This is a genomic window from Dyella sp. AtDHG13 (assembly GCF_003201105.1).
Lineage (GTDB): Bacteria > Pseudomonadota > Gammaproteobacteria > Xanthomonadales > Rhodanobacteraceae > Dyella > Dyella jiangningensis_B.
Genome location: NZ_QICJ01000016.1, coordinates 35,307 through 60,343 on the forward strand (window position 1 = coordinate 35,307; position 25,037 = coordinate 60,343).

Annotated in this window: 19 protein-coding genes; 8 read left to right on the plus strand and 11 right to left on the minus strand. The window is 67.5% G+C overall.

The genetic code is table 11. The annotated features are described in order from the left end of the window. Positions 1-2,221 (plus strand): YadA-like family protein (locus BDW41_RS23440; protein WP_199535405.1); only part of this gene is annotated, 2,221 nt, incomplete at its 5' end. A gap of 88 nt (positions 2,222-2,309) precedes the next feature. Here the strand turns inward: BDW41_RS23440 and BDW41_RS20830 are convergent. The 3 genes from BDW41_RS20830 to BDW41_RS20840 form a co-directional block, all read right to left on the minus strand. Further along, positions 2,310-3,443 carry a glycosyltransferase family 9 protein gene (locus BDW41_RS20830; protein WP_083337849.1) on the minus strand — a complete coding sequence of 378 codons (1,134 nt, stop codon included), beginning with the start codon at positions 3,441-3,443 and terminating at the stop codon, positions 2,310-2,312. A 186-nt stretch (positions 3,444-3,629) separates the two neighbouring features. Beyond that, complete coding sequence (locus tag BDW41_RS20835; protein ID WP_074552318.1) at positions 3,630-5,477, minus strand: monovalent cation:proton antiporter-2 (CPA2) family protein; 1,848 nt, start codon at positions 5,475-5,477, stop codon at positions 3,630-3,632. Between the two features lie 91 nt (positions 5,478-5,568). After that, positions 5,569-6,459, minus strand: a complete 891-nt coding sequence (locus BDW41_RS20840) for a LysR substrate-binding domain-containing protein (protein ID WP_074552323.1) — start codon at positions 6,457-6,459, stop codon at positions 5,569-5,571. 156 nt (positions 6,460-6,615) lie between these two features. On the opposite strand from BDW41_RS20840, the gene BDW41_RS20845 reads away from it, so the two are divergent. Continuing rightward, positions 6,616-7,161, plus strand: a complete 546-nt coding sequence (locus BDW41_RS20845) for a DUF4865 family protein (protein WP_074552319.1) — start codon at positions 6,616-6,618, stop codon at positions 7,159-7,161. A 20-nt stretch (positions 7,162-7,181) separates the two neighbouring features. Then, on the plus strand, positions 7,182-7,562 hold the full coding sequence (locus BDW41_RS20850; protein ID WP_074552320.1) for a tautomerase family protein: 381 nt from the start codon (positions 7,182-7,184) through the stop codon (positions 7,560-7,562). Between the two features lie 5 nt (positions 7,563-7,567). On the opposite strand, the gene soxR is transcribed toward BDW41_RS20850, so the two are convergent. Beyond that, the gene (soxR, locus tag BDW41_RS20855) at positions 7,568-8,041 is read right to left on the minus strand and encodes a redox-sensitive transcriptional activator SoxR (RefSeq protein ID WP_074552321.1); all 474 of its coding nucleotides are present in this window, start codon (positions 8,039-8,041) and stop codon (positions 7,568-7,570) included. 69 nt (positions 8,042-8,110) lie between these two features. Here soxR and BDW41_RS20860 point away from each other — a divergent pair, with 69 nt between their 5' ends. Next, positions 8,111-8,446 carry a hypothetical protein gene (locus BDW41_RS20860; RefSeq protein WP_074552322.1) on the plus strand — a complete coding sequence of 112 codons (336 nt, stop codon included), beginning with the start codon at positions 8,111-8,113 and terminating at the stop codon, positions 8,444-8,446. 1,266 nt (positions 8,447-9,712) lie between these two features. Here the strand turns inward: BDW41_RS20860 and hemB are convergent. Next, the gene (gene hemB, locus BDW41_RS20865; protein WP_074552110.1) at positions 9,713-10,705 is read right to left on the minus strand and encodes a porphobilinogen synthase; all 993 of its coding nucleotides are present in this window, start codon (positions 10,703-10,705) and stop codon (positions 9,713-9,715) included. Between the two features lie 186 nt (positions 10,706-10,891). On the opposite strand from hemB, the gene BDW41_RS20870 reads away from it, so the two are divergent. The 4 genes from BDW41_RS20870 to BDW41_RS20885 all read left to right on the plus strand — a co-directional run bounded on the left by BDW41_RS20870 (position 10,892) and on the right by BDW41_RS20885 (position 15,304). Further along, complete coding sequence (locus tag BDW41_RS20870) at positions 10,892-12,511, plus strand: S53 family serine peptidase (protein WP_074552109.1); 1,620 nt, start codon at positions 10,892-10,894, stop codon at positions 12,509-12,511. 410 nt (positions 12,512-12,921) lie between these two features. Further along, positions 12,922-13,197 (plus strand): hypothetical protein, encoded by a 276-nt coding sequence (locus BDW41_RS20875; RefSeq protein ID WP_074552108.1) that lies wholly within the window; start codon positions 12,922-12,924, stop codon positions 13,195-13,197. Positions 13,198-13,220: 23 nt separating this feature from the next. Beyond that, a complete protein-coding gene (locus tag BDW41_RS20880) occupies positions 13,221-13,445 on the plus strand; it encodes a hypothetical protein (RefSeq protein WP_074552107.1) in 225 nt (74 codons plus the stop codon). A 32-nt stretch (positions 13,446-13,477) separates the two neighbouring features. Then, positions 13,478-15,304: a GGDEF domain-containing protein gene (locus BDW41_RS20885; RefSeq protein ID WP_146217398.1), complete on the plus strand. Its 1,827-nt coding sequence runs from the start codon at positions 13,478-13,480 to the stop codon at positions 15,302-15,304. Here BDW41_RS20885 and BDW41_RS20890 read toward each other — a convergent pair. From BDW41_RS20890 to BDW41_RS20915, 6 genes are all read right to left on the minus strand, one after another. Then, positions 15,301-16,905, minus strand: a complete 1,605-nt coding sequence (locus BDW41_RS20890; RefSeq protein WP_083337833.1) for a glycosyltransferase family 39 protein — start codon at positions 16,903-16,905, stop codon at positions 15,301-15,303. The genes BDW41_RS20885 and BDW41_RS20890 overlap by 4 nt on opposite strands. Before the next feature lie 107 nt (positions 16,906-17,012). Then, positions 17,013-20,069 (minus strand): efflux RND transporter permease subunit, encoded by a 3,057-nt coding sequence (locus tag BDW41_RS20895; RefSeq protein WP_074552104.1) that lies wholly within the window; start codon positions 20,067-20,069, stop codon positions 17,013-17,015. Next, positions 20,066-21,127, minus strand: a complete 1,062-nt coding sequence (locus BDW41_RS20900; protein ID WP_074552103.1) for an efflux RND transporter periplasmic adaptor subunit — start codon at positions 21,125-21,127, stop codon at positions 20,066-20,068. Before BDW41_RS20900 ends, BDW41_RS20895 begins: the two co-directional genes overlap by 4 nt. Next, positions 21,124-22,461, minus strand: a complete 1,338-nt coding sequence (locus BDW41_RS20905; RefSeq protein WP_083337832.1) for a TolC family protein — start codon at positions 22,459-22,461, stop codon at positions 21,124-21,126. The genes BDW41_RS20900 and BDW41_RS20905 overlap by 4 nt, the downstream gene beginning before the upstream one ends. Positions 22,462-22,884: 423 nt before the next feature. Beyond that, positions 22,885-24,294, minus strand: a complete 1,410-nt coding sequence (locus BDW41_RS20910) for an ATP-binding protein (protein WP_074552102.1) — start codon at positions 24,292-24,294, stop codon at positions 22,885-22,887. Continuing rightward, positions 24,291-24,956: a response regulator gene (locus tag BDW41_RS20915; protein ID WP_074552101.1), complete on the minus strand. Its 666-nt coding sequence runs from the start codon at positions 24,954-24,956 to the stop codon at positions 24,291-24,293. The genes BDW41_RS20910 and BDW41_RS20915 overlap by 4 nt, the downstream gene beginning before the upstream one ends. Between the last annotated feature and the right edge of the window lie 81 nt (positions 24,957-25,037).

Consider the following 25,037-nt stretch of genomic DNA (forward strand, 5'->3'; position numbering starts at 1 on the left):
CAACATCGCCAACAACACCTCGTCCATCAACAGCCTGGATTCCCGCGTCACCAACAACGAAAACAGTATCTCCACGATCAACACCAACGTCAGCAATCTCGACAACCGCGTGACCAACGTCGAAGGCAGCGTCAGCAACATCAGCAATCAGATCAACAACGGCAGCATCGGCCTGGTGCAGCAGGATGCGGCATCCGGCGTCGTCACCGTCGCCAAGTCTTCGGGCGGCACGGTGGTCGATATGACCGGCACGGCCGGCGCCCGCAAGCTGACAGGCGTGGCCGAGGGTGATGTAAGCGCCGCCAGCAAGGATGCCGTCAACGGTAGCCAGCTGTTCGCGACCAATCAGCAGGTGGCGCAGAACTCGGCCGACATCGCCAGCAACACCTCGTCCATCAACAGTCTGGATTCCCGCGTCACCAACAACGAGAACAACATTTCCAATCTCGACAACCGCGTGACCAACGTCGAAGGCAGCGTCAGCAACATCAGCAACCAGATCAACAACGGCAGCATCGGCCTGGTGCAGCAGGATGCGGCGTCCGGCGTCGTCACCGTGGCCAAGTCCTCGGGCGGCACGGTGGTCGATATGACCGGCACGGCCGGCGCCCGCAAGCTGACAGGCTTGGCCGAGGGTGATGTGAGCGTGTCCAGCAAGGACGCCGTCAACGGCAGCCAGCTGTTCGCGACCAACCAGCGGGTAGCGCAGAACTCGGCCGACATCGCCAACAACACCTCGTCCATCAACAGCCTGGATTCCCGCGTCACCAACAACGAAAACAGTATCTCCACGATCAACACCAACGTCAGCAATCTCGACAACCGCGTGACCAACGTCGAAGGCAGCGTCAGCAACATCAGCAATCAGATCAACAACGGCAGCATCGGTTTGGTGCAGCAGGATGCGGCTTCCGGCGTCGTCACCGTCGCCAAGTCCTCAGGCGGCACGGTGGTCGATGTCACGGGCACGGCTGGCGCCCGCAAGGTGACGGGCGTGGCCGAGGGTGAGGTGAGCGCCGCCAGCAAGGACGCCGTCAACGGCAGCCAGCTGTTCGCGACCAATCAGCAGGTGGCGCAGAACACCAGCGACATCAGCACGCTGAACACGCAGGTGGCCGGCAATACGGCGGCGATCGCCAACATCAACCAGTCGATCAGCAACGTGGTGAGCGTGGCCAACCGTCATGTGAAGGTGAACTCTTCGCTGGCCGATGCCTCGGCCACCGGTGCGAATGCCGTGGCGATTGGCGGCAACGCGGTAGCCTCGGCGGACAACGCGGTGGCGCTGGGCAGCAATGCCGTGGCCGACCGCGCCAACGCGGTGTCGGTGGGTTCGGCGGGCAACGAGCGCCAGATCACCCACGTGGCGGCCGGTACGGCCGATACGGATGCGGTGAACGTCGCCCAGCTCAAGGCCGCGGGCGTCGTCAATCAGGACGGCAGCGCCAATGCCGCGGTGACTTATGACCACAACGCCGACGGTTCGACCAACAACGGCAGCGTGACCCTGGGCAACGGCAACGCAGCGGGTGGCACGTCGATCCACAACGTGGCCGCCGGCGTGGCCGACACCGATGCAGTGAACGTGGCGCAGATGAATGCGGCGGTGAAGTCGGCGTCGGGCGCGTCATCGTCCATCGCGTCCAACAGCAGCGACCTGCCGGCGGCGCAGGCCCGCGGCAAGCATGCCACCGCCATCGGCGGCGGCTCCTCCGCCAGCGCGGACAACAGCGTGGCGCTGGGTGCGGGTTCGGTGGCCGACCGCGCCGACTCGGTGTCGGTGGGCAGCGCGGGCAGCGAGCGCCAGATCACCAACGTGAAGGCCGGCTCGACCGACACGGATGCCGTGAACGTTGCCCAGATGCGCGACGCGGCAAGCTCCGCCACCAGCGCCGCCAACAGCTACACCGACAGCCAGGTGGCTGGCGTGCAGGGCCAGGTCAATGGCTTGCAGCAGCAGATGAGCGACCAGTTCCGCAACGTGAACAAGCGCATCAGCGGCGGCAATGCCATGGGTACGGCCATGGGCACGATGGCCGCCAGCCTCAGCAACATCGATGCGGACAACCGTTTCGGCGCCGGCACGGGCTACTCCAATGGCGCCAAGGCCATCTCGGTGGGCTATCAGCGTGCGCTGAGCAAGCGCGCCAACGTCACCTTCGGCGCCTCGGCCTCGGGTCGGGACAGCTCGGTGGGCGTGGGTATGGGCATGGGTTGGTAACGTCCGGGCCACATGGCATGGAAACGGGCACTGCGCTGCGCAGTGCCCGTTTTTTTTGCGCGGCCGTCGCGCAAGTTTTGAGCAGGCGCTAAGCCAGGCCGGAAGAATGGTAGCGGCCGAAAGCATCCGTCCAACCCATGCGATCCATCCGTTGATGGGCTGCATGGCCTGGGCGTGGCGGCAGCTGCCGCCATGCGCGCGTCACGTCACCGAGCGCGATGTGGTCCACGCGCGGCACGTCCGGCAAACCGCCAATGGCGTGCACTGCGCTGCCGGCGGCGCTGCGCGGCATCCACATCGAAGGCCAGCGGTTGCCGAACAGCACGACCAGCGGGCAACCGACGGCGGCCGCCAGGTGCGCCGGCCCGGTGTCGACGGACACCATGCTGTGCGCGATATGCAGCAGGGCGCGCAGATGGCCCAGCGGCAATCCCTCGCGCGGAACCACCACATGCGCATGCGCCGCCGCGTGACCAATGGTGGCGAGATAGCCGGCCTCCGCCGCCGAGCCGCACAGCAGCACGCGCGCATCGGGCATCTCGGCAAGAATGGCCACGCACAGCGCGGCCCAGCGATCCACCGGCCACGACTTGTCGTCGTCCTCGCGTTTGCGCACGCCGTTCCAGCGCATGGTGCGCTTATTCGCCGGCTGCAGCAGCACGAGCGGATGCCCCAGCATGTCGCGATGGGCGAGCCAGCGATGCGCTTCGTCCAGTTCGGCCGTGGTGGGCTGGAGCCTTGGCGCGCATGGCATCGCACGATCCAGGCGCAATGCATCCCGGAACGCGCACGGTGTTTCGTCGGCAAAGCGCATCAGCCAGTCCACCCAGTGCTCGCCTTCGTGCATCGGCGTGTCTTCGATGAACACGCATTGTTCGGATGGAATGCCGGCCAACGCCAGCATGGGACGCACCTTGGTGCGCGTGCGCACGTCAGGCTCGCAGATGTAGAACGGCGACTGGCGCAACTCGCGCAGCGACAGCGCGGTGCGCAGGCGCTGGGGGTTGAACCATAGCGAGCCGTACTGGCTGTCGAAGTGGCGCACTTCGGCAACGTCTTCGTTGCCCTCGTACAGCACGCGCGAACACGCGCCCAGCGACACCAGACGGCAAGCGCCGCCGTAGCGGTGCCTGAGCTTGTGCAACAGCGGTTGCAACAAGATGGTGTCGCCCAAACGCCCAAAGCGGATGACGACGGGATGGTGCCGCGCGCGCTGGTTCATGGAAAACCGGATGAACGTCGGGCAGACCCGATCCATCAGGCGGCCCGCCCCCCGGCGGCACGACCTTCTGGCGGGGCCATCTTTCCTTATCCGCGGCGAAATGAGTTGCGGACGCGGCGCAAGTTGCCACGCCGCATGTTCGCTACCGGTGCACGGAACGTAGCGTCTCCGTGACCATGACACGGTTCAGCGTGTCACGTCCTCGTCATCTGGCGTGGCGTCCGTGGGCTCCTCGCGTTCACGCTTCGCCTCGGGCGAGGCATCGGCCTGGAACAGTTGTTCCAGGTCAGCCAGCGCTTCGCGCGTGGTCTGCACGATGCGCGCATCATCGTCGTAGACGAGGTACTGGCGCTTGAGCAGCTCGGCGTCCTGGCGGCGGAAACGCTCGACCTGATCGGCCGCCGTTTCCGGCGACACGCCCAGTGCCTCCAGCGTCTGCCGCGTCATCTTGAGGCTGGAATACAGCGTCTCGCGCACCGGCATCTCCACGCCCAGATCCATCAGGCGCCACACGTGCTGGCGATTGCGCGCGCGGGCGATGATGCGCAGGCCGGGATACAGGCGGCGCACCACGCGCGCCGTGCGCAGGCTCGCTTCCGGATCGTCCACCGCCAGCACGAACACTTCGGCCTTGTCCGCCTGCGCGGCGCGCAGCAGTTCCGGGCGCGCCGGGTCGCCGTAGAACAGTTCGCTCCACTTGCCGAAACGCTGCACCAGGTCGATCTGCTCCACCGAGTGATCGAGCGCCACGAACGGAATGCCCTGCGCGCGCAGCATGCGCGCCACGATCTGGCCCATGCGTCCATAGCCGGCGATGATCACGCGCGGCGAATCGGTGACGATGGTGTCGAACTCGCGCTTTTCCTTCTTGGTCTCGGAGCGCTTAAGCACGCGCCCGAGGGCCGCCACCATCAGCGGCGTCAACGCCATCGACAGCGTGATGGCCAGCACGTGCAGGCCATGCTGGCGGTCGGTGATCAGGTTCTGCTCGCCCGCGAGCTTGAGCACCACGAAGGCGAATTCGCCGCCGCAGGCGAGCAAGGCGGCGAGCCGCAGCGAATCGCGGCTATTCAGCCCGCCCGCGATGCGTCCCAGCGGCCACAGCAGCAAGCCCTTCACCAACAGCAGGCCCAGCACCAGCAAGAGGATCTTGCCGGGCTCGTGCACCAGCAACAGGATGTCCATCGACATGCCGACGCTGATGAAGAACAGCCCGAGCAACAGGCCCTTGAACGGCTCCAGGTGCGATTCCAGCTCGTGCCGGTATTCCGAATCGGCCAGCAGCACGCCGGCAAGGAAGGCGCCCAGCGTGGACGACACGCCCACCTTCTCCATCAGCCACGCCGTGCCCATCACCACCAGCAGGGCGGTGGCGGTGGACACCTCCACGTTGTCCGCCTTGGCCACGAAACGGAACACCGGGCGCAGCAGATAGCGGCCGCCCACCATCACCGCGACGATGGCGGCGATGGTGCGCAACACCGCATACGGATCAAAACCGTGCTTGGTCGACGCGCTCGCCAAGAGCGGCACCGCGGCGATCAATGGAATGGCGGCAAGATCCTGGAACAGCAGGATGGCGAAGGCCTGGCGGCCATACGCCGTGCCGGCTTCCTTGCGCTCGGCGAGAATCTGCAGGCCGAAGGCCGTGGACGAAAGCGCCAGGCTGCCGCCGACGATGGCCGCCGCGTTCACCGTGAAGCCAAACAGGAAGTAGGCCGCCGCGCCCATCACCAGGCTGGTCGCCAGCACCTGCAGCAAGCCGGTGCCGAACACCTGGCGACGCATCACCCACAACCGCTGCGGCGACAGTTCCAGGCCGATCACGAACAGCATCAGCACCACGCCGAACTCGGAGATAGTCGCCACGCCCGAGGTATCCGATACCAGGCCCAGCTCCTGCGGACCGATCACGATGCCCGCCAGCAGATAGCCCAGCACGGAACCCAGCCGGAAACGCTTGGTCAGCGGTACCGCGATGACCGTCGCCACCAGGAAAACCAGCGCCGTCTCCAGGAAATGGTGGCTATCCACTCGCACGCTCCATTCGGGGGATTCGCATTATTCCACGGCATCGCCACGTAAGCCGACCCCGATCGGGTGAGTCAGCGATGTACGTCGCGAATCATGCGGCCAACGGCAGTTGCTGCCACTGCTGGGTGAGGATGGTGGCCAGCCGCTCCACCGCGGGCGTCGCTTCGGCCTCGGCGCGGTGCAGTCGCAAGCCCAGCTCGCCCAGGGCGGGCAGCGCGGTTTCGTGGGGCAGCAGCGCGCGCACGCTGGTTGGCAGGCCATAGGGCGTGCGCAACGACACGCCCAGTCCCGCCGCCACCGCCGCCCACGTTCCCGCCAGGCTCGCGCTGGTGAAGGCAATGCGCCAAGGAATGTTCGCCCGGTCCAGCGCTGTGGTAGCGGCGCTTCGCATGATGCAGGGTGCCTCCAGCATCACCAGCGGCAGGGGTTCGTCGTCAGGGCGCGGCCACGCGTGCGCGGCGTCCGCGCCGCCGATCCAGCGCAGCGGCACGCTGCCCAGGTGCTGCTCATGCGGCGTGGACACGCCCGCATCCCAGGCCAGCGCCAGGTCGAGGCGGCCGGTGCCGATGCGATCGAGCAATTCGGCATGGCGCGCAATGCGCACCTCCACCTTCACGCGCGGATGCGAGCGCGCGAAGCGGCCCAGCACCTCGGTAAGCAGGCTTTCGCCGAAATCCTCCGGCAGGCCCAGTCGCACCCAGCCTTCCAGATCCGCCCCATGCAGTGCGGCGGCAGCCTCGTCGTTGAGTTCCAGCAAGCGGCGCGCGTAGGCGAGCATGGTCTCGCCCGCCTCGGTGAGCGCCATGCCGCGGCCGGACTTGCGCAGCACCGGCATGCCGGCCTGCTCTTCCAGCTTCTTCAGCTGCGCGCTGACCGCCGAGGTGGAACGGCTCAGCCGCTCCGCCGCCTTGGCGAAGCTGCCCAGCTCCACGCCGGTGACGAAGGTGCGCAGCACATCGAGGTCGAAGTGGACTCGCCGCATGGCCATCATCCCGTTTTAGTGAACCATCAATCCTGCATTTTCCGATTTTCAGGACGATACTCTCCGCCCTAGGCTGTGCCTCGTCAAGCACGAGGAGGCTTCCATGGATAACCCGCAGCATCACGCCTTCGGCGATGTCGCGCTCAGGGCGCGCGCATGATCGCCATGCAATACAGCTTCACCCTGCCGGCGGACTACGACATGGCGATCATCCGCCAGCGCATCGCGGACAAGGGTCACCTGCTCGACCACTTCGACGGCCTGCTGCTGAAGAGCTACCTGCACGCGCAACGCGGCGCGTCCTCGAACGAAAACCTCTACGCGCCGTTTTACGTATGGAAGGACAGCGCCGCGATGCAGCGTTTCCTGGGCAGCGACGGCTTCGCCCGCCTCACCGAAGCATTCGGATGGCCGTCCATTCGGGTGTGGCCCGTATGGGATGCCTACCTGTCGCCCGAGGCACGGCACGCGCGCTTCGCATCGCGCGAGATACAGCCCATCGCGCCGTACAGCGCTCTCGGAGCGTTGCGGGAACAACAGCGCGAGCAACTGCAACGCGACGTCGAGCGCGGCGCCCTCGCCGCGGTCGAGGCCTTTGAACCCACCACGTGGTCGCGCGTGAGCTTCCGCCTGTGGGACGAAGCGCGCCCCGCCACTTCCGCCGGCCAGTGGTACGAAGTCGGCCACGTCTCCCAACCCTGACACATCGCTGGAGATTCCCCATGCCCCTCGTTCGCATCTCGCTTCGCCGCGGCAAGAGCGCGCAGCACATCGCCGCCATCCGCAACAGCATCTACCGCGCCATGATCGAAGCGTTCAACGTGCCGCAGAACGACCGCTTCATCCTCGTGCACCAGCACGACGCGGACGAGTTCGACTACGACCCGAACTACCTGGACATTCCGCGCACCGACGACCTGGTGATCATCCAGATCGCCTGCAACAACACGCGCACCCTCGAACAGAAGAAGGCCTTCTACCAGCGCGCCGCGGAACTGCTGGCCAAGGAACCGGGCCTTCGTCCGCAGGACGTGTTCATCAACCTGCTGGAAACCGGCAAGGAGAACTGGTCGTTCGGCAACGGCGTCGCGCAGTACGCGTAAGCGCGCTACCGTCCCTTCTTCCTCACCAGCAGCCGCTGCGGGCCCGCACCTTCGCCGCCCAGCTTGTCGCCCGGGTTGCGCAGGCGGCAACGGTCGATCGACAGACAGCCGCAACCGATGCAATCGTCCAGGGTGTCGCGCAGCTTCTTCAGCTGCGCGATGCGCTCGTCCAGCTCCTCGCGCCAGGCCGCGGACAGCCGCGCCCAATCCTCCCGCCCCGGCGACGCCGTGGCCGGCAACGCGGCCAGCGCCGCGGCGATATCCGCCAGCGAAATCCCGACGCGCTGCGCCACCCGAACGAACGACACGCGGCGCAGCACCGCACGCGCGTAGCGGCGCTGGTTACCCACCGTGCGCTCGCTGCGGATCAGCCCTTTCGCCTCGTAGAAATGCAGCGTCGACACCGCCACGCCGCTACGCCGCGCCACCTCGCCCACGCTCAGCGTCATCGGCAGGCCATGTTGCGGACCCTGGTTCATCCGACACCTCTTGACCTCAAGTTAAGTTGAGGTCTTAGAGTGCCACGACCTTCACACGGAATGAGCCCCATGAGCCACGCCATCGCCTTCGACCGCCGCCCGGTCTACCGCATCGACCGCTTCAACGTCCCCGCCTCCGCCTGGAACGCCTTCCTCGAACGCGTGCGCCTGACCCAGCGCGCACTCGACCAGCTGCCGGGCTGCCGCCAGAACCTCGTGCTCACCCAGCCGGATCTGGGCGGCGAGTTCAACGTGATGACGGTGGTGGAATGGATCGACGAGTCGCACATGTCCGCGGCCAAGGCGGTGATGCAGGCGCGCTACGCGAAGGAGGGGTTTGATCCGGCGGCGTTCATGCACTCGCTGGGGGTGCAGGCGGATCTTGGGGTTTATCGGAGTGCGTGAGGGGGGTTGTGGTGTGCGTTGGTTTGCGACTGCTTTTTTGGGAGATGAGGGATGGACTCTCCACACGCCGCATCCTTTGGTCGTCGTTCCTGCGCAGGTCAGAGGCGCTTTTCAATAGTCGAAGGGCTGGTCATCCAGTGACTTGCTTTTTGGTTGTCGCGTTGCGGTGATGGCGCCTTCGTGCCTTCCCGCGACCTGGCCGCCTACGCGGCGGGCGTTTCGATCGTCTGCCGACGCTCGAGTCACTTTTCTTTTGCTGGCCCAAAAGAAAAGTAACCCAAAGAAAATGGCCTTCAGAGCCAACGCCCGTAGCATTCCGTAGGGATAAGCCCGAACGGTTGAGGTGCGTTGTGGCTTGGCAACCTTCGCCGCTACACAGCGGGTAGTTCGGGGCGCTTCGCAACGCGCCGTGGCGCAGAGGGCTTAAAGCAGCTCGCGCTACGCTTCCCGACCGCTATGGCTAGGTAAAGGCGACGCTACGCTTCCCGACCCGTGAGGAGAACTCGCCATCTCGCGGCAAGCCATTCCTGTAGCAGAGCACTCCATTTCCGGAAAACGACATTCCGACATAACGCCTCGCTCCGGCTCTTAGCAGCCTGTTCAAATCTCGCGTGAGTCCACATTTCGCCTCACCGTCATCCCCGCGAAAGCGGGGATCCAGTGTCTTTGAGCCTTCTCGCAACGCGTAAAGTCGCTGGATCCCCGCTTTCGCGGGGATGACGGTGAGGGAATGGAGCCGCTTCGGAGATTTTGAACAGCCTCCAAGTCAGGCGCTCCGCGCCTGCCACGACGCGAGGTGCCGCGCAGCGGCACGAGCCGTCGGCTCTCGCTCTTGATCTGCCGGGTCCCCGTATGAGGCGGCGGGCGGGTGGAGATCAGGCCCCGTAGGGGTGCCTGGCATGGATGCCAGGCACTTTTCGTCGGGGCAGGAGCCCCGTCGAAAAGCCCGGAACCCGCCCGCGTACCTATCGGGCTTTGCCCGATAGGCGCCTCATCCGGGGGGCCCTTCTCTTTGGTTACTTTCTCTTGGGCAAGCAAGAGAAAGTGACCCGCCCTCCGGCAGGAGGGCGGAACGCCCGCCGCGTAGGCAGCCGGGTTGCGAAAGCGCCAAAAAAGAACCGATCACCCTTTGCGCGACAACCCAGCGCAAAGTCACTGGATTCCTGCCTTCGCAGGAATGACGGCTAAAGAATGAAACGGTGAGGCGAGCACCCGCCCCTCACCCCAACCCTCTCCCCAAAGGGGAGAGGGAGAAAAAACCGGGCGTCACTCGCCCCTCAACCACCGCGCCGCATCCACCGCAAAATACGTCAGGATCGCATCCGCCCCCGCCCGCTTGAACGCGGTGAGCGATTCAAGCACGACAGCCTTCTCATCCAGCCAGCCATTCTGCGCAGCGGCCTTCAACATCGCGTACTCACCACTCACCTGATAGACGAAGGTGGGCATGCCGAAGGCATCCTTCACGCGGCGCAGCACGTCGAGATACGGCATGCCGGGTTTCACCATCACCGCGTCGGCGCCTTCGTGAATGTCCAGCTCGATCTCGCGTAGTGCTTCGTCGCTGTTGCCCACGTCCATCTGATAGGTGTGCTTGTTGCCCTTGCCCAGGTTGCCGGCGGAACCGACCGCATCGCGGAAGGGGCCGTAGAACGCGGAGGCGTACTTGGCGGAGTAGGCAAGGATGCGCGTGTGGATGTGGCCGGCGGCTTCCAGCGCGTCGCGGATGGCGCCGATGCGGCCGTCCATCATGTCCGAGGGGGCCACGAAATCCATGCCGGCGTCGGCCTGGGCCAGCGACATCTTGATCAGCGCTTCGATGGTCGGCTCGTTCATCACGTAGCCGTGTTCGTCGATCAGGCCGTCCTGGCCGTGCGTGGTGTACGGGTCCAGCGCCACGTCGCCGATCAGGCCCAGCTCCGGATACTTCGCCTTGAGCGCGCGCGTCGCGCGCTGCATCAGGCCATCGGGGTTCCACGCCTCGCGCGCATCCTCGCTCTTCACCGCCGAGCCCGGCGAAGGGAACAGCGCCAGCGCGGGAATGCCCAGGCGCACGCATTCGCCGGCGAGCTTGAGCAATTGATCGATGGACACGCGATCCACGCCGGGCATGGACGGCACCGGCTCGCGCTGCCCTTCGCCTTCGATCACGAAGGCCACCATGATCAGGTCGCTGCAAAGCAAGGTGTTCTCGCGCATCAGGGCGCGGGAGAAGGCATCGCGGCGCATGCGGCGCATGCGGACGGCGGGATAGCTCATGGGTGAACTCTCGGGCGGGACATCGGCGCATTTTAACGCGTTCGCGCCATTGGCCCGCGAAGGCAGGTTGACGCGGACGATGAGACGCCGAAACCGCACCATGCATGAACGCCACGCGCGACAAAACACCCCGCTGCAACATTCGAAAGTGCAGTCTCAGCCCGCCTGTCACCAAGGAGCCCGACCATGAGCACGTCTGCCGCCCGCCGTCATCACTGGCCGCTCGCCAACGAAGCAAAATACGTGGGACCGCATGAAGGTACGGCGCCCCTGGATGTCACCGTCGTCATGCGTCATCGCGGCGGCAAGCATCCCTCGCCCGCGGCGTGGCCGCACCAGCCGCCCTTGCAGCCGGAGGAGTTCGCCACGCAATGGGGCGCGGATCCCGCGGACGCGGACATCATCCGCAAGTTCGCCAGCGAGCATGGCCTCACCGAAACCGCCTGCGCGCTCAATCGCCGCGTGATGCATCTGCGCGGCACGCCGCAGCAGTTGCAGCAGGCGTTCGGCGTGCAGTTCGGTCGCTACCAGATGCCCGATGGCGGCGCGGAGATGATCGGCTGCCATCTTCCGCCGTCCTTGCCGGGAACGATCTCCTCGTCCGTCATCGCCGTGCTCGGCCTCGACCAGCGCCCGATCGCACGGCCGCATTTTCGCCGGCCCGCCGCCAAACCCGCCACGACATACACGCCGCTGCAGCTGGGCTCGCTGTACCAGTTTCCCGCGAGCGTGGACGGCAGCGGACAGACCGTGGCGGTGATCGAACTCGGCGGCGGTTTCACGCAGAGCGATTTCACGAAGTACATGCAATCGCTGGGCGTGAAGGCGCCCACGGTGAGCGTGGTGTCCGTGCAGGGCGGCACCAGCCAGCCCGGCGGCGATGCCGATGGCGAAGTGATGCTGGACGTGGAAGTGATCGGCGCGCTCGCGCCCGGCGCGAACATCGTGGTGTACTTCGCTCCCAATACCGACCAGGGTTTCTACGAAGCAATTTCGCAGGCTGCGCACGACACCACGCATCGTCCCTCGGTGATCTCGATCAGCTGGGGCGGTCCCGAGGATGCCTGGTCGGCCTCGACGCTCAGCGCGATGCAGAGCGCGATGCAGGATGCCGCGGCGCTTGGCGTCACCATCACCGTGGCGTGCGGCGACAGCGGTTTCACCGATGGGGAAAGCGACAACCAGCCGCATGTGGACTTCCCTGCATCCAGCCCCTACGTGCTGGCCTGCGGCGGCACATCGCTGGCCGCCAGCGGCACCAGCATCACCAGCGAGACGGTGTGGAACGACCTGTCCAGCAACGAAGGCGCCACCGGCGGCGGCGTCAGCGCCAGCTTCGCCCTGCCCGCCTGGCAGCAAGCGTCCAACGTGCCCGCGGGCGCCAACGGCTATGCGGGCCGCGGCGTGCCGGATGTGGCGGGCAACGCCGATCCGAACACGGGTTATCAGGTGCTGGTCGATGGACAGAATCAGGTGATCGGTGGCACCAGCGCCGTCGCGCCACTGTGGGCCGCGTTGATCGCGCGCTTCAACCAGCAGCTGGGGCAGAACGTGGGCGATCCGCACCAGGCCTTCTACAGCATCGGCACGTCGGCGTTCCGCGACATCACGCAAGGCAACAACGGCAAGTTCGCCGCCGCGAAAGGCTGGGACGCCTGCACGGGCCTCGGCACGCCGAAAGGCCAGACTTTGCTCGATGCGCTGTCGCAGCTGAAGACCACCGGCGGCGGCACCACGCCTACCGCACCCGCACCGAAGCCGGGCAAGCCGACCAAGAAGCCCAGCAAGCCCACGAAGAAGAAGTGACGACCGTCGGCGGGCGTCCATGCGCCCGCCGTCCCCACGGTTCCTGCGCCACATGCTGCGCAAGGTGGCGACGGGCGCTGCATCACTTCACCGTTGAGGTGCGTTTCCAGCATCACACCCGATGATGCCAAGGCACCGCTATACGGACCAGTGACATCCTTCCTGCTGTCTCATCGCGCGCAAGCCATGCAACATGGCGGCTACTCAACCGCGACAGTCGATGCCGTGGAGCCGGTAGTGCCGATCCACGCCTTAGCTAAGGGAACCTGACAACGGGGAGCACATCGCCCAAGTGCTGGCCGACGCAGGTTTCCGTGCATTGCGGCGCACCTACGCGGCCAAAGGACGCCTGCCCATGCGGGCTGAAAAGTTCCGCCTGCCACCAGCCGCGCTCGTGAAAGGCCCCCGACATGCACATTTGGCGCGAAAAACGGGGCTATGATCCGAAGCCCAGCGGCTGCCGGGCCGCGGCGGGGGTGGCTGCCGTGGGGAGCCTGGCGATCCGCGGAAGCGTTCGTGTCGACCGCATGGCCTTTGGCCGCGCAAGCCTCGCTGCGGGGAGAGACACCACCAAGCGGTCACCGTACTATCACCACCGGGGGGAAAGACGCATGTCGAACATCATCGGGTTTCTGGAAAAACTGGGCGCCTCGCGCATCTGCGCGAGGCGGGCCGGGATGAACTGAGCCTTGCCCTGGCGGACGCCCAGGTGGAGGCCAGGGCCAGCGAGGCGATCCTGGCCAGGAATGTCGAGGAGCTGTACGCGCTGCTGGGCATCGCGCCGCAGTTCTGCGTGCAGACCGTGCCACGCAAGGAGGGCGAGGAAGAGGAAGAGGAAGAACCGGAAGAGGAAGGCGACGGCGCGGAACCGCAGGCGCCGGGCAAGCCAGCCAAGCCTTCCTCCGTCGCGCCCCGCGTCCTCGCACCGGCCTGACCATGTTCCGCCCCGGCGCCCGTGGCCGGCTCATGCTCCTGGCAGCCTGTCTGCTGCTGGGATCGCATACGGGCGCCGCGCGCGCGGATGCGCCAGCGCCCACGGAAGACCCGGCCGTGACGCTGGACCACGCCGACCGCATCAAGACGTCCGACCACGATTTGTTCCTCAAGCTGCTCGGCCAGCTCGACGAGCGCAAGGGCGGGCTGTCGTCGGCCGAGCAATGGCGGCTCCGCTACCTGGATGCCTGGCAGGTGGCCTTTGAAGGCCGCTACGACCAGGCACGGACGCAGCTCACCGAGATCGTCAATCTCTCCGGCGACCCGACGCTGCAGACGCGCGCCACGGCCACGCTGGTCAATATTCTCGGCATCGGCCGGCATTACGAGGACGCCTTCACTCGCCTCAGCATGCTGATCGACCAACTGCCGGCCGTGAAGGATCCGGAGGCCCGCTACCAGGCCCTGGGCGAGGCGGCGCAGTTCCTGGCGCAGGCCGGCCAGTTCGAGCTGGCCTCGGGCTATGCGCAGCAGATCCTGGACGACGCCGCGCTGGCGGGACACGCCTGCCAGGGCCAGTACTTCAAGGTGAACGCGCTTTACCGCAGCGGCAGGATCAAGGGCACCGATCCGGAGCTCGACCGCGCCATCGATGCCTGCCACGACCAGCACCAGGAACTGTTCGCCAATGCGCTGCGCGGCGAGCGCGCGGACTACGCCATCAAGCAAGGCCACGCCGACGACGCCGTCACGCTGCTGCTGGCGCACTACGACGAGGTGAAGTCGTACCGCTATCCCGCGCTGCTGGCGGATTTCGACACCCTGCTCGCCCAGGCGTACTGGGAACAGGGCGACGTGTCGCAGGCGCGCAAGTACGCCAACGCCACGCTCGCCGACGCGGTGCCCAACACCTACGCCGAAACGCTCAGCAAGGCGTACCAGGTGCTCTACAACGTGGAAAGCCGGCTGGGCAACCTGCCGGCCGCGCTGGAATACCACGAGAAGTACATGGAAGCGGACAAGGGCTACCTCAACGACGTGTCGGCCCGCGCCATTGCCTATCAGACGGTCAAGCAGCAATTGCTGGCCAACAAGATGCAGGTCGACGCGCTCAACAAGCAGAACCAGATCCTGCAGCTGCAGCGCAAGCTGGACCGCAAGGACATGGAGACGAGCCGGCTGTACATCGCCCTGCTGCTCACCATCGTCGCCTCCATTGCGTTCTGGCTATGGCGCACCAAGCGCTCGCAGCTGCGCTTCAAGCGGCTGGCCACGCGCGACAGCCTGACCGGCGTGCACAGCCGGCAGCATTTCGTCGACGAGGCCGACCTTGCCCTACACGTGGCCGCCAAGTCCAACCGCGATGCATGCCTGGTGCTGCTGGACCTGGACCGCTTCAAGGAAGTGAACGACGCGCACGGTCACGTCATCGGCGATCTGGTGCTCACGCGCGCCGTCGCGGCCTGCCAGCACCACCTGCGCCGCCACGACCTCTTCGGTCGCCTGGGCGGCGAGGAGTTCGCCATCTACATGCCTGGCTGCAGCGCATCGCAGGCCTGCGAACGCGCCGAACGCGTGCGCCAGGCCATCTCCGCCACGCCGCTGTGGGGCGAAACGCGGCACGTGATCATCACCGCCAGTTTCGGCGTCGCCTCCACCGACCGCAGCGGCCATGAACTGCGCCAGCTGATGATCGACGCGGAGAGCGCGCTGTTCGAGGCCAAGCGCAGCGGCCGCAATCGGGTGGTCTACGGGCAGCTCAGCGATTTCGCTGCGGCGAAGCAACCGGCCGATGCGGCCGATGCATCCACCGAGGCCGGCGACGCGGCGGGCCGCGCCTACGGCGGCCACCGCTCTTAATCGCTGGACGGATCGCCCCAGCGATCGATCGCCTTGGGCCGCTTGATCACTGCCTGCGCCGGCACCAGCGCCGTCCAGCCGTTGGCCAGCTTCGCGCTGGAAATCGCTTCTTCCGGCGCCCTGCCGTGGCCGGAATAAGCCAGCACCACGCCGTCCGGATGCTGTGCGCACCAGGCCACCGGATCGGCATTCTCGGGCAGCGGCGCGGGCAGGTGCGCGAGGAAAGTGAGCAGGCCCGGCTCATTGGTCGTGCGAACGATAGGCACGCCCTTGCCGCGCAACTCGACCACATGCGCCGCCAGCGGACGGACGTCCAGCGCGGAGAGCACCTGCAGGCGCACCAAAGGCAAGATCGCCAACGCGAGGAACAGGCTCACCTGCGCGGCAAGCACAGCGGTGTCGGTGCCGCGACTTCGCCACAACCGCAGCATGGCCATGACCAGCAGCGCCGCCGACAGGACGTACATTCCGATCGCCTCGCCACGCGTCAGCGACTCGCCGCCCAGCGGCGCCGGCCGCAGCACCGCCCACACGAACACCGCGACCACCACGGCAACCAGCAGCCACAACCGCTTCAACGCCAGCAGCGTGGCGTCGTGGCGCAGCCATGCGGCCAGCAGGATCACCGCGCCGGGCATCACCGGCAGCAGGTAGTGCAATTGCTTGCCGCTGACCACGCAGAACGCCACCAGCGCGGGCAAGCTCGCGCTGATGCCGAAGCGCACCGCCTGCGACTCGCGCCATGCGCGCGCCACCGCGCGCACGCGCCGCCACCGCAGCAGCAGCGGCCACGGCAGCAGCAGCACGGGAACCCACGGCAGATACCACCAGAACGGCCGGTTGTGCGCGAAGCTCTGCACCACGCGCCCGGCGGTCTGATGCAGCAGCAACTCCTGCGCATCGGCGGGATTGAGGTGATGCACGGCCGCCCACGCCCAGGCCAGCGCGGGCAGACCGCCCAGCACGGCCACCAACACCATCGCCAGCACGCTGCGCCAGGACACGCGCGGCCGGCGTTCCGACCACCACGGCGACAGCAGGATGGGGCCGGCCAGATGCAGCAGCATCACCGGCCCTTTCGCCAGCACGCCGAGCGCGCTGGCCGCGAACAGCAGCAGCAATGCCTTGCGGTCGCCGTCCCGCACATGCCGGACGATCGCGACGAAACCCAGCAGCACGCACAGGCACAGCAGCACGTCGAACATCACCACGCCGGTGTACAGCACGAAGAACATCAGCCCCAGCATCAACCAGCCGGCAAGGCCAGCACCGCCGGGCGCAAGCTGCCGCTCCACGCGACCGCACAGCGCCACGCAGCCCACGCCGCAAAGCACCAGCAGCGCGCGCGCGGACCACAGCGTGGTCCCCAACGCGCTCCATACCAGGTTCACCAGCCAGAACAGCAGCGGCGGCTTGTCGAAGTACGGCACGCCGTTGAGATGCAGCGTGACCCATTGCCCCGTCTGCCGCATTTCCCACGCAATGCTCAGGTAGCGCGTCTCGTCGATGGGTACGGGCGGCAACACCGCCAGCAACGGCAGCAGACACAGCAACCAGAGCGCGGGAGGAAGCCGCCGCAAGCCATGAGCAAGGGAATCCATGACGGCATCTTGCGCATCGTCGCTTACAGTTTTCTTAGGGACTGTTGACGGTTTTGCTCTCGCCCGTCATTCCGGCGCAGGCCGGAATGACGGGCGAGAGCGAGGCATCACGTCCCTACAAGCGCACCGCCACCACGCTGCCGCCCATGCCCCGTCGCCAAACCGATCAGCGTAGGCATCACCAGCAGCACCAGCGGATACTGCAAGGCCAGTCCGGCGATGATGGCGATGGCCAGCGGTTGCTGGATGCCCGAACCCGCGCCCCAGGCCAGCGCCAGCGGCAGCAAGGTGAGAATGGCCGCCATCGTGGTCATGGTGATCGGGCGCAGGCGGTCGCGGCTGGCCATGCGCAGGGCCTGCAGCGGCGGCATGCCCTGCGCCAGGGTGACGTACTCGGACACGTAGAAGATGGCCATTTCCGTGCCCATGCCGATGATCATGGTCATGCCCATCATGGCGGTGATGTTGAGATCCACGCCGCACAGCCATAGCGCGATGAACACCGCGGTGGCGGAGAACAGCGAGCAGCCCATCACCACCAGCGCCAGGCTGGGTCGGCCGTACAGGAACAGCAGCAGCACGAACTCCGCCACCAGGGCCATCAGGAACACCTTGCCCAGGCCGAGGAAAGCGATCTGCTGCTGCTGATAGAGGCCGCCGAGTTCGTAGCGCGTATCGGCATCGAGCATGCCCGGCCGCGCCAGCAGCTTCTTCACGTCGGCCACCGCCGCGCCCATGCCGCGGCCCTCGATGCGCGCGGTCACCGCCACCATCTGCTGCAGGTTCTCGCGCGAGATCTGCGGCTGGCCGTTCTCGGTGACGATGCTCGCCACGCGGCTCAGCGGAAACACGTGCCCGTCCGGCGCGCGCACCGGCAGCGCCAGCAACTGCGGCAGGCGCCACTGCATGGCATCGGGCATGCGGATGCGCACGCCCACGCTCTTGGTCTCCTGCGGCAGCTGCGTCGCCACCACGCCGGTCAGCGCGTTGTCGATCGCCTGCGTCACCGTGGCCACGGTCATGCCTTCCAGCGTGGCCTTGTCCGGGTCCACCCGCACGTTCAGCGCATCGCCGGCAAGCTGCACGCCGTCCTTGATCTCCACCACGCCGGGAATGTCGGCGATGGCCTTGGCCACGCGCTGCGCCTGCGGCACCAGCGTCTTCGGGTCGGCGGAATACAGCTTGATCTCGATCGGTTGCGGCACGGCGGTGAGGTCGCCGATCAGGTCTTCCATCAGCTGGGCCAGTTCCACTTCCACGCCAGGCACCTCGTGCTCGATGTGCTCGCGCACGTCGCTCATCACGTCCTCGGTGGAACGCTCATGTCCCGGTTTCAGGTGCACGAAAATATCGCCGTGATAGGACTGGCCCAGCTCGCCGCCCAGCCCCGTGCCCAAGCGGCGGGAGAACGTATCCACCTCCGGTGTGGCATGCAGGATGGCCTCCACCTGCGCCACCTGGCGCGCCGTTTCCGGCAGCGACGTGCCGGGCTTGGTGTAGTAGTCCATCACGAAGCCACTTTCGTCCACTGACGGCATGAAACCCGTGGCCACGTGCGTGTACGCCACGCCGCCCAGCGCCAGCAGCGGAATCACCACGGCCAGCAGCCACGCGGGACGGCGTGCGAACGCGTCGTACAGATGCGCGTGCGAGCGGGCCAGCAAGCCCTCGTGCGCCAGGCCCGGATCGTGCCAGCGGCGGAAATCCACCCAGCGCCGCAGCAGCGGCGGCACCACGAAGGCGCTCACCAGCCACGACACCGCCAGCGCGCACGCCATGGTGACCGACAAGGCCTTGGAGAACGCACCGGTGACGCCGCTGAGCAGGCCCAGCGGCACGAACACGATCAGCGTGGCCAGGCTCGAACCCGTCAGCGGCTGCATGAATTCGCGCGCCGCGGGCAACACCGCGGCGTCGCCGTCGTCGGCCGCGCCCGCACGTCGCGCGACGTGCTCGACCATCACGATCACGTCGTCGATCACCAGCCCTACCGCCGCCGCGATGCCGCCCAGCGTCATGATGTTCAGGCTCATGCCGAACACCTGCAGCAGCAACACGGTGACGGCCAGCGTCACCGGCACCACCAGCATGGCGATCAGCGTCACGCGCAGGTTGCGCAGGAACAGCAGCAGCACCGCCGCCGCCAGCAGCAGGCCGATCAGCACGGCGTCGCGCACGCTGTGCGCGGATTCCACCACCAGCTCGCTCTGGTCGTACCACGGCTTGAGCGTCACGCCCTTGGGCAGGCGGAAGCCGGCGAGCTTGTCGCGCACCTGCGCGGCGATCTGCACGGCGTTGCCGTCCGGCTGTTCGTAGACGTTGAACAGCACGGCGGGCTTGCCGTCCTCGCTCACCTTCACCCATTGCGGCACGTAACCGTCGTGCACGGTGGCGACGTCGGACAGGCGCACCCAGCCGTGCGCGTCGTTCTTCACGACGATGTTGCGGATGGCCTCCAGCCGCTGCAGCGAGTGGTCCGCCACCACGAGATAGAGCTGGTTGCGATCCTGCAGGCGCCCCACCGCTTCGAGCTGGTTCGCGCCGCTCACCGCCGTGGCGAGATCGTCCAGGCCCAGGCCGTACTGCGCGAGCTTGCGCGGATCGGCCTCCACCTCCACCTCGGCGGTTTCGCCGCCCTGCACGTCCACGCGAGCGAGCCCCGGCACCGACGCCAGCAGCGGCACGATCTGGTACTGCGCCAGGTCGCGCAGCGCCACCGGCGACAGCGTGTCCGACTGCAACGCATACGAGATGATCGGAAAGACCGTCGGGTCCATGCGGCGCACGTTGTACGTCGCGCCGGCGGGCAGGCTCGGCAGCACGCGCGCGATGGCCGAATCCACCTGCAAGGTGGACGCGATCATGTCGCGGCCCCAGCCGAAGTCCACGGAGATCTGCGCCGAGCCGCGCGTGGTCTCCGAACGCAGGCCGGCGACGCCCGGCACGGTGCGGATGGCTTCCTCCACCGGGCGCGTCAGCAGCAACGCGGTCTGGTCGGCGGGACGATCGCCCGCGTCGAGATCGACCACCACGCGCGGAAACGACACCTGCGGAAACAGCCCCACCGGCAGCGTGAACGAACTGGCCAGCCCCGCAATCGCCAATGCGAAGGCCACGATGACGATGGCACGCGCGTGCCGCGCCAGCAATGTCGGCAAACTCATGGCTTGGCCTGCTCCAAAGGCGCGCGCACGGCCATGCCGTCATCGAGCTGCGTGGCGCCTTCGGTCACCAGCGGCAGCTTCGCATCCAGCGCGCCGCTGGCCACCGTGACATCGCCCGCTTCGCCGAGCACCTTCACCGGCACGCTCTTCGCCTTGCCGTTCTCCACCTGGAAGACGTGGCGATCCTCTTCGTCGCCCTGCACCGCGTCGCGCGGCAACAGCCAGCCTTGCCACTGGCCGACCACGATGTCAGCGCGGAAACCTTCGCCGCCCACCAGCGCGCCCTCGGGCACGATCTCCACGTCGAGCTGATGCGTGTGCGGATTGAGCGCGCGCGCCACGCGGCGCACGGTGCCGTGCATGGCCTCGCCGCCATCGATGGGCACCAGCTCGGCCTTGGCGCCGACCTGCACGCGGCCCATCGCGTCGCGCTCCACGCCCGCCGTGACCACCAGGCCATCGCCACGCTGAAGCGTGAGCAGCGGCGCACCCGGCTGCAGGTTGTCGCCCTGCTGCGCGTCGACGGTGGCCGCGGTGCCGTCGAACGGCGCGGTCACCTCCACCGTCGGGTTGCGGCCCTGCTGCTGCACGAGAGCATCGAGGTTGGATTGCGCGTCGTGCAGCGCCTTCTCCGCCTGATCGAGCTGGTCGCGCGTGGCGAGCTGTTGCGCGAAGAGCTGCGCGGCATGCGCGCGTTGCGCCTCGGCCAGCCGTTGTGCCGTCACCGCCTGCTGGTAGGCCGCCACCGAGGCCGGCGCCAGCGCGAACGTGGCCAGTGACTGGCCGCGCTTGACCGACGCGCCGGCGGTCACGTTCCAGCGCAGCACGCGTCCCGCCGCCTGCACGCTCATCACCTGCGCAGCGTCGGCGGCGGGACCGGCGGTGCCGTAGGCCGGCACGGTGGCGGGCACGCTGCCCTGCCGCACCGGCACGGTGGTCACCGCGGCGCTCACGGCTGTGTTGTCGGGCGCTTCGCCGCCCGAGCAGGCGATCAGCGAACACGTCATCAAAAGGCACGCGGCAATAGCCGCTGCGTTCCATGGCTGTCGGGTGGTCATGGCGCCATCACATCCTGTTCAAGAGCGGTCGGCATGCCGCGGCCCACCAGCAGTTCCAGCGCGGCTTGCTGTTCGAGCATGGCCTGCTCGGTCGCCAATTGCGCCAGCTGCCGGTTGAGCGCGGCAACACGAAGATCGGTCACGTTGCGCACGTCCAGCAGGCCATCGCTCGCAGCCTGCGCGGCGTGCGCCGAGGCCTGCGCGGCATCTTGCGCGGCGGGCATGAGCGCCTGACGTTGCGCGTCCAGTTGTGCGTATTGCGCAAGCAGCGCGTCCACCTCGTCGCGCGAGGTGGCGAGGCGCGTGGTGTATTCCACGTGCAGTTGCTCGCGGGTGGCGCGGGCGATGGCCACGTTGTGCTGGTTGTGCTCGAACAGCGGCAGCGTGAAGGTCACCGCCGGCCCGCCGTTGCGCACCTTGCTGTTGTCCTGCGAGGCGTCATAGCCGATGGCCAGCGGCGGAAACTGCGCGAGCACGGCGGCGCGCAAAGTCGCTTCCTGCGCGCGATAACCCAGTTGCAGCGCCACCAGGTCGGGCCGGCGACGGCTCACGTCGTCGAATTGCCGGCGAATGGACGCGGCATCGACGCTGGCCGGCGGCAGATCCGGCGCCAGCGGCACCACCACGTCGGGCCTGAGGCCGAGCAGCGCGTCGAGCTGCTGGCGAAGATCCAGTTGGCGGCGTTGCAGATCGTGCAGCGCGGTGCGCGCATCGGCGGCAGCGGCGAGATCCGGCGCCACCGCGACACGCTCCATGTTTCCCGCGCTGACCGCACTCACGATGCGCGACTCGCGCTGCGCCAGCGCGTCCAGCGCCTGCTGCTGCAGGGCGATCTGGCGGTCGCCTTCGATCAGGTCGATCACCAGCAGGCGCGCCTTGCCCAGCACCTGCCACTGTTCCCACAGCAGGGTGGCGTCCACCTCGTCGGCCGTGGCCTGCGCCGCCTCGCGGCGCGGGCGCAGGGTAATCAGCGAGGTGATGTCCTGGCTGATCGACGCCGTCCACGCCGTGGCATCGCCCACCCCGGAAAGCAGGTAGCCCACGTTGCCGCCCACCACGGGATTGGGCAGCACGCCGTCCTGCCGGCGCTGCGCCTGCGCCGCCTGGCGACGCGCATGCTGGCTGCGCAGGTCCGGGTTATTCAACAGCACCAGGCGCTCGACCGCGGCCATATCCAGCGGCACCGCGGCCTGGTCATAGCCCTGCAGTTGCGACAGCGACGCGGCGGACGCGGCCTGCTCCGGCAGCGGCTTGGCGTGATAGGTGGCGCAGCCGGCAAGGCACGCGGCCAGCAGCGCGGCCACGACCTTGCCCGGGCGCGGGAACGGTTGCACAGGAGGCTTGGCAAGCGAAGGAAACACCGACGGTCCGTGCAGGGTTGGGGAAGCCCTACCCTACCGAAAGTCTCTTAGCGTTCACTTTGTAAAGGCGGGGGCCCTCGAAAGCTCGGTGGCGCCTGGCCTCCCTCGCGTCATTCCGGCGCAGGCCGGACTAGCGCGTAGCGCGAAGAACGCCCGAAGGGCGGCCCTGGAAGGGCGAGCAAAGCGAGTAATCCAGCGGCGGCAAGGTCAGGTCTTCGCGACTGCGCAGAATGCCTTTCCGTCATGCGCCGCGTCGCGAAAGCCGAATGTCACCGCTACTGGATTCCGGCCTGCGCCGGAATGACGGTGAGGGTGGGCGAAGGCTTCGGGTATCGGGCACGCCTGTCTTCGATCCCTAGTCCGCCCCCTAGCCCATGAGGGAAAAATATCACCCCCTCACGACACCCCCCCCCTGCTCAACGGAATCCGCACCGACACCCGCAGACCCCGCCCATACGGTGAATCCAGCAAGGCGATGGAAGCGTCATGCATCTGCGTGGCGCGCTGGACGATGGAAAGGCCCAGCCCGTAACCGTCGCCCCGGCTGCCGGCTTCGCGATGGAAACGCGCGAACACCGCCGCGCGCCGCTCGGGCGGAATGCCCTCGCCGTTGTCGATCACGTCGATCACGGCCTCGCCCTGCTCGCGCTGCACGATCAGCTTGACCTGGCCGCCGGCGGGCACGTGGCGCAAGGCGTTTTCCAGCAGGTTGCGCAGCAGGGCGGCCAGTGCCACTTCGTGGCCGCGCACGATCAGCGTGCCGTCGGCCAACGCCACGTCCAGTTCCACGTCCGAGTCGCCGATCAGCGGCGCCAGCTCCTCGATCACGGTGCGCGCTATCGCCAGCAGGTCCACGTCCACCAGCTGATCCGAGCGCGAGCTGGCTTCCAGGCGCGCCAGCGACAGCAGTTGCTCGACGCGGCGCGCCAGCGCGGCGAGGCTTTCGCGCGCGCCGGACAGAGCCACGTCGGCCTCGTGCGTATCGCGGCTGGCTTCGGCGTTCTCCAGGTTGATCATGGTGGAGGCGAGCGGCGTGCGCAGTTCGTGCGCCACGTCCGCGCTGAAGCGGCGCTCGCGCTCCAGCGCTTCCTCCAGCAGGGTGAACTGGCCGTTGAGCGCATCGAGCACCGGTTCCAGTTCGCGCGGTGCCTCGGCCACGTCCAGCGTGTCGCGGCTGCCGGGTTTGCGCGCGGAGAGTTTCTCCGCCAGCGCGTCGAGCGGCCGCAAGCCGCGACGCACGGCCCAGCCCACCAGCAGCGCCAGCACCGGCAAGGCAATCAGCGGCGCCAGGGCGTGCTCCACCCACAGCGCCACGGTGATGTCGCGGCGGCTGTCGTAGCGCTCGGCGGCGCGCACCACCATGCCGTCGTGCGTGGGCGGCAGGGTGAACAGCCGCCAGCGATAGCGGCCGAGCCGCACGTTCTGGAAGCCCGGATGCGCGGCGTCCGGCGGCGGCAGCATGGTCAGGTTGCCGGTGGCCATCAGGGCGCGTCCGCTGCGGTCGAACACCTGGAAGCCCACCTCGGACTCGTAGGTGTGGCCGCGCAGCACCACCTCCTGCGTGGACTTGGCGGCGATCGGCACCACCACGCCGTTCTCCGCCGTATGCCGTTGCAGGGCGGGCAGGCCGATCTCGTCGACCAGGGTCTGCAAGGTGCGCGCCGATTGGGCGAGGCGTCCATCGGAGAGCTCGTTCACCTCGTTGATGGTGCGCCGCATGCTGTAGATGCCCAGCGGCACCAGCACCAGCGCGATCACGCCGAGGATCAGCCAGCGCAGCCGCGCGCGCAGACTCGATCGGCTCACTTCGGATCCTGCGGGATCATGTAGCCGAAGCCGCGTACGTTGCGGATGGTCTCGAAGCTCAGCTTGCGGCGCAGCGCGTGCACCAGTACTTCCAGCGCGTTGTTGCCCACCACGTGGTCCAGCCCGTACAGCGAGTTTTCCAGGCTTTCGCGGCGCACCAGCTTGCCGGCGTTCTCCATCAGCGCCTGCAGCAGCGCGAACTCGCGGCGCGTGAGGTCCACCGGCTCGCCGCGAAAGCTCACTTCCGAAGTTCCCACGTCCAGGCTCAGCGCGCCGACCTCGATGCGGTTGACCGACAGCCCGCGCATGCGCCGCGTGAGCGAGCGGATGCGCGCGGCGAGTTCCTCGACGTGGAACGGCTTGGTCAGGTAATCGTCCGCGCCTGCGTCGAGCCCGTCCACGCGGGCGGACAGGTCATCGCGCGCCGTCATCACCAGCACCGGCGTTTCCACGTGCGCGCGGCGCGCCTCGGTCAGCACCTCGATGCCGTCGCGCCCGGGCAGGCCCAGGTCCAGCAACACCAGGTCGGCGGTGCGGTCGCGCATAGCGTTGAGCGCCGAACGGCCGTCGCGCAACCACGACACCGTGTAGCTCAGCCGCTCCAGTGCGCGCTGGATGGCCGATCCCAGCTGCGCGTCGTCTTCGACCAGAAGAATGTGCACCTGACGCTCCCTCGCCCATGCGGCGATGTTCGCCGGGATTATCCGACAGGACACTTAGGAAACACTTAAACGCCTGTCCGG